The 10283-nt window shown below is 68.4% G+C and carries 12 protein-coding genes; 6 read left to right on the forward strand and 6 right to left on the reverse strand.

What is annotated here, in order from left to right; all coding sequences use genetic code 11:
- Positions 1 to 10: 10 nt before the first annotated feature.
- Positions 11 to 1585 carry a PIN domain-containing protein gene (locus VSR01_RS00335; protein ID WP_326447284.1) on the reverse strand — a complete coding sequence of 525 codons (1575 nt, stop codon included), beginning with the start codon at positions 1583 to 1585 and terminating at the stop codon, positions 11 to 13.
- A gap of 766 nt (positions 1586 to 2351) precedes the next feature.
- Between VSR01_RS00335 and VSR01_RS00340 the strand changes: the two genes are divergently transcribed.
- The 6 genes from VSR01_RS00340 (at position 2352) to VSR01_RS00365 (ending at position 6779) form a co-directional block, all read left to right on the forward strand.
- Positions 2352 to 3224 carry a pentapeptide repeat-containing protein gene (locus tag VSR01_RS00340; protein WP_326447285.1) on the forward strand — a complete coding sequence of 291 codons (873 nt, stop codon included), beginning with the start codon at positions 2352 to 2354 and terminating at the stop codon, positions 3222 to 3224.
- Between the two features lie 710 nt (positions 3225 to 3934).
- Positions 3935 to 4102 (forward strand): hypothetical protein, encoded by a 168-nt coding sequence (locus VSR01_RS00345; protein WP_326447286.1) that lies wholly within the window; start codon positions 3935 to 3937, stop codon positions 4100 to 4102.
- On the forward strand, positions 4099 to 4689 hold the full coding sequence (locus VSR01_RS00350; RefSeq protein ID WP_326447287.1) for a sigma-70 family RNA polymerase sigma factor: 591 nt from the start codon (positions 4099 to 4101) through the stop codon (positions 4687 to 4689). The genes VSR01_RS00345 and VSR01_RS00350 overlap by 4 nt, the downstream gene beginning before the upstream one ends.
- Positions 4670 to 5449 (forward strand): hypothetical protein, encoded by a 780-nt coding sequence (locus VSR01_RS00355; protein ID WP_326447288.1) that lies wholly within the window; start codon positions 4670 to 4672, stop codon positions 5447 to 5449. Before VSR01_RS00350 ends, VSR01_RS00355 begins: the two co-directional genes overlap by 20 nt.
- 333 nt (positions 5450 to 5782) lie before the next feature.
- Entirely contained in the window at positions 5783 to 6067 is a 285-nt protein-coding gene (locus VSR01_RS00360) for a hypothetical protein (protein WP_326447289.1), read from the forward strand.
- Between the two features lie 181 nt (positions 6068 to 6248).
- Positions 6249 to 6779: a hypothetical protein gene (locus VSR01_RS00365; protein ID WP_326447290.1), complete on the forward strand. Its 531-nt coding sequence runs from the start codon at positions 6249 to 6251 to the stop codon at positions 6777 to 6779.
- An 815-nt stretch (positions 6780 to 7594) separates the two neighbouring features.
- On the opposite strand, the gene VSR01_RS00370 is transcribed toward VSR01_RS00365, so the two are convergent.
- From VSR01_RS00370 to VSR01_RS00390, 5 genes are all read right to left on the reverse strand, one after another.
- Positions 7595 to 8125, reverse strand: coding sequence for a hypothetical protein (locus VSR01_RS00370; RefSeq protein WP_326447290.1), 531 nt, complete (start codon positions 8123 to 8125; stop codon positions 7595 to 7597).
- A 181-nt stretch (positions 8126 to 8306) separates the two neighbouring features.
- Positions 8307 to 8591, reverse strand: coding sequence for a hypothetical protein (locus tag VSR01_RS00375; protein WP_326447289.1), 285 nt, complete (start codon positions 8589 to 8591; stop codon positions 8307 to 8309).
- 333 nt (positions 8592 to 8924) lie between these two features.
- Complete coding sequence (locus tag VSR01_RS00380; RefSeq protein WP_326447291.1) at positions 8925 to 9134, reverse strand: hypothetical protein; 210 nt, start codon at positions 9132 to 9134, stop codon at positions 8925 to 8927.
- Positions 9080 to 9703, reverse strand: a complete 624-nt coding sequence (locus VSR01_RS00385) for a hypothetical protein (protein ID WP_326447292.1) — start codon at positions 9701 to 9703, stop codon at positions 9080 to 9082. The genes VSR01_RS00380 and VSR01_RS00385 overlap by 55 nt, the downstream gene beginning before the upstream one ends.
- Positions 9684 to 10283, reverse strand: a 600-nt coding sequence (locus VSR01_RS00390; protein ID WP_326447293.1) for a sigma-70 family RNA polymerase sigma factor, incomplete at its 5' end; no start/stop codon positions are given. The genes VSR01_RS00390 and VSR01_RS00385, both read right to left, overlap by 20 nt.

Genomic DNA, 10283 nt, shown 5'->3' on the forward strand with positions numbered 1-10283 from the left:
CCATGGTGCGTCAGTCTTGATCCTCGGGCTGCTCCTCTTCCTCCGCGCCGCCGCTGGGCTCAAGCTCATCTTGTGACGTCGGCTGGCCCGCCTCCTGCAGGAACGAGTAGCCCACGAGTTTGTTCTTCGCTAGGGACGCGAAGAGCTGGTTCGCCCCGGTCTTGCCGAGCCCGAGGCCGGCGATGTCGACGGGCTTGGGCCACGAGGCGGTGAGGGACTTCGCCAGGTCCACGTGCGGCATGAGACTGGCGATGTCGAGCTTGGTCGCCATGGACGTCAGGAACTGTTCGCCTATGGTCTTGCCGATTCCGAAGCTGGCGATGTCGAGCGTGGATTTCGGCATGGAGCTGATCAGAGGGCCAGCCCCGCCGAGCTTGAGGTTGGCTGCTCCCAACTGCTGCACGAGGCTGCTGGCACTGTCGGCGCTCGTGATCTGTGCGATGGTCGCAGTTGGCCTGGCCGCCATCTGATGGGCGATGTAAGCGGCGGCACCGGGCGATTGGGTCGTCAACAGGTGCAGGACACGCTGGGCAGCCTCGGCAGTCGCTTCTTTCAGCTTCTGCAGGATCTCCATGCACCGCTTGTCGTCCGTGTCAGGCAGCGAGGGCGGGTCCTGCGTGAGCAGGGTGGGAGTCTGGTCGTCCTCATCAGCGGAGAAGAGGATCTTCGTCTGCCACACGCACGCGATGTATTCGACGTCGGCGTTGTCGCTGCCCGCATCCACGGCTCCGTACAGCAGCCACTGCGCCTTGGCCGTGTACCAGACTTCGCCCTCAATCTCGTGGCCGGTGACGTCAGTGACGCTGAGCAGTTCGGTCGCAGGCGCTGCCACCCAGCCCTGCCATCGCACCTTGCCGTCGGCGCCCCCAAGACCCACGAACCCTGTCACCGAGCTGAGGATCTCAACTGCGGTCTGTGACACCTGAGACCTGATGGCGATCGACCGCAGCAGTCGATCGGCGGCGTCTTTCGCGTCCCGGCCGGAGACTTCTTTGGTGAACTTGGCGATGACGTCGTCGAAGCTCCCAAGCCGCGTCAGCCGATCCTCCATGCCCTCCAGGTCCTCGTCCATCGGGTACGGATAGCGCGTTCCGTCCCCGAAATCGCTGGTGTTGTCGGTGACGAAATGGACGTGCTGCTCGGGGTTGGCTTTCAGGAACTCCAGGATGGAGAACCAGATGGCCACGTCCCGTGCCCCCTCCGAGTGGTCATCGGCCCGCTTGGCCGGCGGAAGTGCCAACGCCTCTCGGGTCAGCGCCTTGAGCGCGACGTCGCCGCTGGTCTCGATCACTTCGAAGATCTCGCTGTAGATGCCGCGCCAATGATCCAGGTAGCGCTTCAGGTCCAGGGGTTCAAGGCTGCTCTGCAACTCCCAGGGGAGCTCTCTGCGCAGCTTCCCCAGAACCTCCACCGCGGATCGGTGCTTGATGAGATAGAGCTTTGCCTTGTGCGCAGCCATCTCTTCCAGCACCATCCACGGCACGGCCACTCGATGGTGGCCCGAACCTCGCAGCTTGCGGATGATGTCGGCCCGCGGCCCGTCCTGCGGGAGAAGGTTCAACACGTTCGTGTCGAAGATGATCAATTGCGCCTCCATGTCCTGGCAGCATCATCTCCCGCAACGGACCGCAGGTTGTATGTCTTTATGAGTGCGGCGACCTTGCAAGCCGGGTTACCGGTCCCGCCGCAGTGCTGGCGGCGCGATCCGTCAGTTCCGGGCGGCGTGCTGGCCGCCGATGGTCCACCAGCTGCTGAGGTCAGGCGACCGCCGCGGCGCTGTACGAGCAGCTGCAGTTCGCCGACGCGGACGACGCGGACGACGCGGACGACGACGGTCGGGAGGACGAGGAGCAGCAGCTGGTCCTCAGCCCGAAGCTCAGCCCCGTCCCGGCTACCGGCCGCGCCGTTGAGCATGGCGGTTACACGGCGGCGCGCATGCGGCGGTGTTCCCTCACGCGCGGTGGTCTCATGAGGATCACATCTGAGGTGATGGGTCCCGCCGTGTGCTCCAGGGGTGCTGGAGTGTCCTTATGACCAGGCCAGGCTTTAGCGGGGCCCGCATCGCGCGGCTGCGCCGCATATCCGATCGTCTCAGGGCCCGCCGACAGCCTCTTGAGTCACCGCCTCGAACGGCCGACTCCACGCCGACCCCGGAACCTGCCGTAATAGGGCAAGCGCCCGCGCAGGACGGAGCCGCGCCGCAGCCTGCCTCCTTCAGTTCGTCAGCGGCTGGCGACGCAGGCCAGTCTGTGGGGGCCACTTCTGGGAACTGGTGGAGAGGGCTTGAGCGCTCGGTAGGGCTCTTAGCCAGCATCTCCACCCTGCTTGCTGCCGGCGCTGCGTTGGTGACCGTGCGGCAAGCCAGCGGCGAACAGCGCCTGACGCGTGACGGGCAGGTCACCGACCGATACACCGCAGCCGTGGCAAATCTCGGGGACAACGCCGAAGAGGTCCGGATCGGCGGCCTATACGCGCTGCAGCGCATCGCCCAAGACTCTCCGCGGGACGCCCCCACAGTGGTCGAGGTGATCTCTGCCTACGTCCGAAGTCACCCCTCCAGGCCCGAGAGTGCGACAGGGCCCGGTGGGCCGACGAACGACCTGGTCGCTGCCTTGAGCATCCTTGCCCGCCCCCTGGCCGCGAGCCCGGCTGCGGATCTGCACGGCGCGAACTTGATCGGTGCTGACCTGCGCGGTATGGACCTGGAAGGCGCAGACCTGCGCGGTGTCGACCTCACCGGCTCGTACCTGAGCAGAGTAGATCTGCGCGGCGCGAACCTCGAGGGAGCGAACCTGGAGGGTACGGATCCCACGGGGGCCGACCTGGAGGATGCGAATCTGCGCATCGTGACTCTCCGTGGCGCGAATCTGCGTGGTGCGAACCTACGCGCAGCAAACTTATGGCAGGCGTCGATGAGCGGCGCGAACCTGCAGGACACCAACCTGACCTCTGCAAACTTGGACGATGTCGATCTGCACGCTGCGGATTTGAGCGGCGCGAACCTGCACGGTGCCGACCTGCATGCCGCCAGCTTGACCGAAGCCAACCTGCAAGGAGCGCATCTGGTCGACGCGAATCTCCACGATGCAGACCTGACCGAGGCGGACCTACACGGCGCGGACCTGACCGGGGCGGATCTCACGAGCGCCAACATTCCCAGCATCTACACAACACCTTCGTCTCATCCCACGCCCGGCGAGACGACAACTCGCTCCGTTCGCTGAACCTGCGAGCCGTCGACCGGGCCCCGGCAGGACCCGCCCAACTGGCCGGCGCCGCCCCTGCGGGCGGGCCGCGGCGAAGAAGGCGTCAAAGGGGACGAAGCCCGCGGTGAAGACCGCCTCCGCGACGGCCGGGAAGAGCGCGAAGAAGACCGCGGCCAAGAAGTCCGGTGGCCGCGGCGCCAGGCGCGCCGGGTGAGCGGACCGGCCGGTGCGGGGCGGCGCCGGCAGCCGGAACAGGGCCTCATCGTCGGCAGAGTCATCGCGGGGGCCCTGGCCGGTCCCGGTCGGGCGCGTCGTCGGCCTGTGTCCGGCTGTGCCGGGCCGCGGGTCGTCGCGTGCGTCTGACCTGTTTGACCGATGTGCATGAGTAACTGGCTTTTGTTTTACACTTCCTGACGCTGTGTCCTTCGTCACTTTGTTCGGTGTGCGGCCCTGTCGGCGACCGGCGTGTCGCCCGGGGCGGAGTGGGCGGTTCCGGGGCGTCCTCCCTGGTGGGTGACTCGCTGTTGACTAGACCTCTCCCTTCGTGATCATCACGCAACGTTGTCAAACCGACTAGTCGGTAACTCTGTGTGCGGCTACCCCCTCGGATTGGGCTGCACGATCGGCCACTTCCGAACGCTATGTATTCAGGACCGCGCGATTGCGGTTTCGGAGTGCACACGGGGTCACGAGGCGCTCCCCTTCGAACGAGAGGACCAGTCGAACCCGTGACGAACCATCAGATCGAAGCTGTGCTCACCGCGGCGGCTGTCGCCCGGGCCTACGGGCCCGACGTACGGCGCCTGGTGAGGCGCGTCCTGGCGGCGGGAGTCCGCACGGGCGCCTCGGAACTGGTCCGCTCCCGCCGTGAGCACGCCGGGGAGGAGGAGCGGTGAACGAGTACGGTCTGCGCGGCCGCCGGCCGCGCCGAACGAAGATCGTCGTGGAGGACACGCAGCCGCTGGACTTCCAGGCGTTCCACACCCTGTACCGGGGCGACTATGTCCGGTGGGCGGAGCTGTACCTCGGCTCGCGCGCCGATGCCGAGGACGCGGTCGACGGCGCCATGCTGGAACTGCTGGCGCAGTGGGCCAAGGTGCTGGAGCAGGCCGAGCCGGCGGCCTACGCCTGGTGGCTGGTGAAGAACCGCGTCAAGGACGCCGCCCGCGACCGCGACCGCCGGCAGAAGATGGCCGACGCCATCTTCGCCACCCGGTCGCTCTACGAGAACGTCGTCGACCCGATCGGCGAACTGGAGACCACCATGGCGCTCTGGCAGGCCATCGACGCCTTGCCCGAACGCCAGCACGACGTCGCCCTCATGCGCCTGGCCCTGGGCCGCACCACCCGCGAGACGGCCGGCGTCCTCGGCATCACCGAGGCCACCGTCCGCTCCACCCTCCGCGATGCCCGCCGCCGCCTTGCCGAGGCCCTCGGCTACGACCTGAAGAAGGGACACGACGATGCCCGCAACGTCGATTGACCAGCTCCTGGCCAAGGCGAGGCTCATCTCCCCGGCCTACACCCGCGAGGAACTCGCAGCCGCCCAGAGCCGCCTGGCCGCCGCGGCGACCGAGCAACTGCTGTCCGGCGCCCTCACCTTCGACGACGCCACGGCCCCCGACCTGTGGTCCGACCCGCCCCGCCCGACTCCGTGGGAGCCCAGCACGCACTGGGGCGCCTACGCCGACGCAGAGTCCCGCGAGCGCCAGGAGTCGGCCGCCGCCCTCCAGCACATGTGCAAGATCGTCATCAGCCAGCCCGACGCCCTGCACACCATGGCCACCTTCGTCAGCAGCTCCAGCGGCGCCGGAGGCGACCCCAGCCGGATACTCGAACCCGACGGCGCCCGGGTCCTGGCCTGCGTCCTGCACCTGGCCGACCGCGAGGACAGCGCCCGCTTCTGGTGGCAGTTCGCCGCCGGCGCCGACGACCACGCCGCGAAGTTCTGCCTCGTGCTCCACCACCTCGCCCTGGGGGAAAGCCAGGAAGCCCACTGGTGGCAGCAGCAGGTCCCCGAGCCCGGCCGCCGCATGTGGACCCGCGCCATACGCAACGGCCACCAGGCCCGCGCCGGGAACGTCCTGAACATCATCGCCCGCCTCAAGGACGTCCCCGAGGCCGCCAACGCCGTCGTGGTCTACGTCAAGGAGAACGTCCACTTCGTCGACGACGACGTCGACCTGCCCCTGCCCGCGGACGGCTTCGCCGCCCGCATAGAGGAGATGACGACCGTCGTGTGACCAGGGGGCCAGCGCGACCGCCGGACGCCCTGAGGCGGAGCCGAAGTAGGAGCGCCGCGGGTGCATCGAGGCGGCGCCCCGTACCGGCCCGGCTACCGCCACGCCGCTGACAGGGGCAGGGCGGTCGGAAGAATCTGACGGCCGCCGGGCCGGTCGCGGTGCTCCCGTGCCTGCTGCGCCGGTGCACGGGTATCGGCTTGGTGCACCGGTGTCGGTGGTGGTTCGTATGCTGCGGCCATGCCCGAGACCGGAGATCACAAAGACCCTCTTGACCTGCACAATAAGCTGGCCGCGCTGGAGGCGTAGCGGGCCGCGGACGCCGCCTGGGAAGCCGTGTCCACCTACCGGAAGCAGGTGGACACGGCCCGCCGAGCCGATGCCGCGGGGCCGGAGGAGGGCGGGGGAGTGCCCCCGCTGCGGCCGTGGACCGAGCAGGAGGACCAGGAGTTCGCCGCGCTGCACGCGGCTGCGGCCGCCGCGGGCGAGGCACGGGCTCGGGCCTTGGCGGAGGCCGGTCTGACCTCCACCTACGAGGTGGAGGTGGAAGTGCGCAGGCACGCCCGGGAGGCGGCGGCGGATACGGCCGGCACCAGTTCGGCCGGAAATCAGCCGCGCTGAAGCCCGGCGCGGATCCGGTTGTCCGAAAATGATTCATCGGTCATAAACCACCTTGACCATGCACGTGCAGAATGAGAGCGTCTCGGGTGTCTTCGCACATAAACGGAATGCTTGATTCATTTTCAGGGGAGGGGTAATGGCGTTAGCTAAATTCAGGTGGCTGTTGTTAGCGACTGGTCTGATGATGCTGGCGTTCGTCGGTCTTGCCACGCCGGCGCATGCCGGCAGCGCAACGGGCCAAGGCGTGACGGTCGTCAACGCCGGTGAGCTCTCGCCGAGGGCGCTGGCAGACGTCGCGAAGGCTGCTGCCGGAGCGCCGGCGGGGACGAAGGTCCACGCGGTGAAGCTCACTCCGACGGTTCACTACGACAGCGAGGCGCAGCCTGACAACGCCACCAAGTGCATCGGCGACACCTGCCAGAAGCTGGTCGGATCGGGGCTGCGGGTCGACTCGTGGACCTCGTACACGCGGCAGTACGTCGGAACGGTCTGCGACGTGACCGCGACCTTCCGGTACAACGTGACGACCAGTGATCCGGGCGTCTGGGACGTCGCGGTCTTCCCCGGCTGCGAGACCGCTCCGGGCGGCGACGGCTACGTTGCCTGGGGCAGTGACAACGTGGGCCCGGTCACTTTCAACGGCACGACGTACGTGAACGTCGCCTGGTCCTCGGGGTTCAGAACCACACCGAACGCCGAGATCCACGCGTAGCGTGACCCGCGTGTCCTGCCTTCCGTGCATGATGGAGGCAGGACACGCTCATGCCTTCCCAGGGGAGATGCAGTGCCTGAATCCTCTCGCCGCCTTACGGCTACCGTTGTCTATCCGTCGAGGAGGCAACGGTTCTTTCACGCAGCCAGGAGAATCCCAGGCGTACGCCACATGTATTTCTGGATTGAGGCCAACGTCGGCAGGCGATAGCGCCCACCCCAGGCTGCGCGGGCTATCCGCAGCCTCTGACCTCCACCTACGAGGTGGGGACCGAGGTGCGGGCCGTGCGGGCCGCGATGCCCACCCCGCCCGTCTCCGGCAGCGCGGCCGCGAACCGGAGGGCTGCTGGTCGTCCAGTCGATCGAGGTCCGTTTCGGGACCAGCCGGGCCGGGGCCGTCGATGTCGCGCCTCCGGCCTCGGTCACCGGCGCGGAGAAGAAGCTGAGCGAGAAGTCGTACGGGACGACCAGCAGCCCTCCGGTTCGCGGCCGCGCTGCCGGAGACGGGCGGGGTGGGCATCGCGGCCCGCACGGCCCGCACCTCGGTCCCCACCTCGTAGGTGGAGGTCAGAGGCTGCGGATAGCCCGCGCAGCCTGGGGTGGGCGCTATCGCCTGCCGACGTTGGCCTCAATCCAGAAATACATGTGGCGTACGCCTGGGATTCTCCTGGCTGCGTGAAAGAACCGTTGCCTCCTCGACGGATAGACAACGGTAGCCGTAAGGCGGCGAGAGGATTCAGGCACTGCATCTCCCCTGGGAAGGCATGAGCGTGTCCTGCCTCCATCATGCACGGAAGGCAGGACACGCGGGTCACGCTACGCGTGGATCTCGGCGTTCGGTGTGGTTCTGAACCCCGAGGACCAGGCGACGTTCACGTACGTCGTGCCGTTGAAAGTGACCGGGCCCACGTTGTCACTGCCCCAGGCAACGTAGCCGTCGCCGCCCGGAGCGGTCTCGCAGCCGGGGAAGACCGCGACGTCCCAGACGCCCGGATCACTGGTCGTCACGTTGTACCGGAAGGTCGCGGTCACGTCGCAGACCGTTCCGACGTACTGCCGCGTGTACGAGGTCCACGAGTCGACCCGCAGCCCCGATCCGACCAGCTTCTGGCAGGTGTCGCCGATGCACTTGGTGGCGTTGTCAGGCTGCGCCTCGCTGTCGTAGTGAACCGTCGGAGTGAGCTTCACCGCGTGGACCTTCGTCCCCGCCGGCGCTCCGGCAGCAGCCTTCGCGACGTCTGCCAGCGCCCTCGGCGAGAGCTCACCGGCGTTGACGACCGTCACGCCTTGGCCCGTTGCGCTGCCGGCATGCGCCGGCGTGGCAAGACCGACGAACGCCAGCATCATCAGACCAGTCGCTAACAACAGCCACCTGAATTTAGCTAACGCCATTACCCCTCCCCTGAAAATGAATCAAGCATTCCGTTTATGTGCGAAGACACCCGAGACGCTCTCATTCTGCACGTGCATGGTCAAGGTGGTTTATGACCGATGAATCATTTTCGGACAACCGGATCCGCGCCGGGCTTCAGCGCGGCTGATTTCCGGCCGAACTGGTGCCGGCCGTATCCGCCGCCGCCTCCCGGGCGTGCCTGCGCACTTCCACCTCCACCTCGTAGGTGGAGGTCAGACCGGCCTCCGCCAAGGCCCGAGCCCGTGCCTCGCCCGCGGCGGCCGCAGCCGCGTGCAGCGCGGCGAACTCCTGGTCCTCCTGCTCGGTCCACGGCCGCAGCGGGGGCACTCCCCCGCCCTCCTCCGGCCCCGCGGCATCGGCTCGGCGGGCCGTGTCCACCTGCTTCCGGTAGGTGGACACGGCTTCCCAGGCGGCGTCCGCGGCCCGCTACGCCTCCAGCGCGGCCAGCTTATTGTGCAGGTCAAGAGGGTCTTTGTGATCTCCGGTCTCGGGCATGGCCGCAGCATACGAACCACCACCGACACCGGTGCACCAAGCCGATACCCGTGCACCGGCGCAGCAGGCACGGGAGCACCGCGACCGGCCCGGCGGCCGTCAGATTCTTCCGACCGCCCTGCCCCTGTCAGCGGCGTGGCGGTAGCCGGGCCGGTACGGGGCGCCGCCTCGATGCACCCGCGGCGCTCCTACTTCGGCTCCGCCTCAGGGCGTCCGGCGGTCGCGCTGGCCCCCTGGTCACACGACGGTCGTCATCTCCTCTATGCGGGCGGCGAAGCCGTCCGCGGGCAGGGGCAGGTCGACGTCGTCGTCGACGAAGTGGACGTTCTCCTTGACGTAGACCACGACGGCGTTGGCGGCCTCGGGGACGTCCTTGAGGCGGGCGATGATGTTCAGGACGTTCCCGGCGCGGGCCTGGTGGCCGTTGCGTATGGCGCGGGTCCACATGCGGCGGCCGGGCTCGGGGACCTGCTGCTGCCACCAGTGGGCTTCCTGGCTTTCCCCAGGGCGAGGTGGTGGAGCACGAGGCAGAACTTCGCGGCGTGGTCGTCGGCGCCGGCGGCGAACTGCCACCAGAAGCGGGCGCTGTCCTCGCGGTCGGCCAGGTGCAGGACGCAGGCCAGGACCCGGGCGCCGTCGGGTTCGAGTATCCGGCTGGGGTCGCCTCCGGCGCCGCTGGAGCTGCTGACGAAGGTGGCCATGGTGTGCAGGGCGTCGGGCTGGCTGATGACGATCTTGCACATGTGCTGGAGGGCGGCGGCCGACTCCTGGCGCTCGCGGGACTCTGCGTCGGCGTAGGCGCCCCAGTGCGTGCTGGGCTCCCACGGAGTCGGGCGGGGCGGGTCGGACCACAGGTCGGGGGCCGTGGCGTCGTCGAAGGTGAGGGCGCCGGACAGCAGTTGCTCGGTCGCCGCGGCGGCCAGGCGGCTCTGGGCGGCTGCGAGTTCCTCGCGGGTGTAGGCCGGGGAGATGAGCCTCGCCTTGGCCAGGAGCTGGTCAATCGACGTTGCGGGCATCGTCGTGTCCCTTCTTCAGGTCGTAGCCGAGGGCCTCGGCAAGGCGGCGGCGGGCATCGCGGAGGGTGGAGCGGACGGTGGCCTCGGTGATGCCGAGGACGCCGGCCGTCTCGCGGGTGGTGCGGCCCAGGGCCAGGCGCATGAGGGCGACGTCGTGCTGGCGTTCGGGCAAGGCGTCGATGGCCTGCCAGAGCGCCATGGTGGTCTCCAGTTCGCCGATCGGGTCGACGACGTTCTCGTAGAGCGACCGGGTGGCGAAGATGGCGTCGGCCATCTTCTGCCGGCGGTCGCGGTCGCGGGCGGCGTCCTTGACGCGGTTCTTCACCAGCCACCAGGCGTAGGCCGCCGGCTCGGCCTGCTCCAGCACCTTGGCCCACTGCGCCAGCAGTTCCAGCATGGCGCCGTCGACCGCGTCCTCGGCATCGGCGCGCGAGCCGAGGTACAGCTCCGCCCACCGGACATAGTCGCCCCGGTACAGGGTGTGGAACGCCTGGAAGTCCAGCGGCTGCGTGTCCTCCACGACGATCTTCGTTCGGCGCGGCCGGCGGCCGCGCAGACCGTACTCGTTCACCGCTCCTCC

Source organism: Actinacidiphila sp. DG2A-62 (assembly GCF_035825295.1).
In the GTDB taxonomy this organism is placed as follows: domain Bacteria; phylum Actinomycetota; class Actinomycetes; order Streptomycetales; family Streptomycetaceae; genus Actinacidiphila.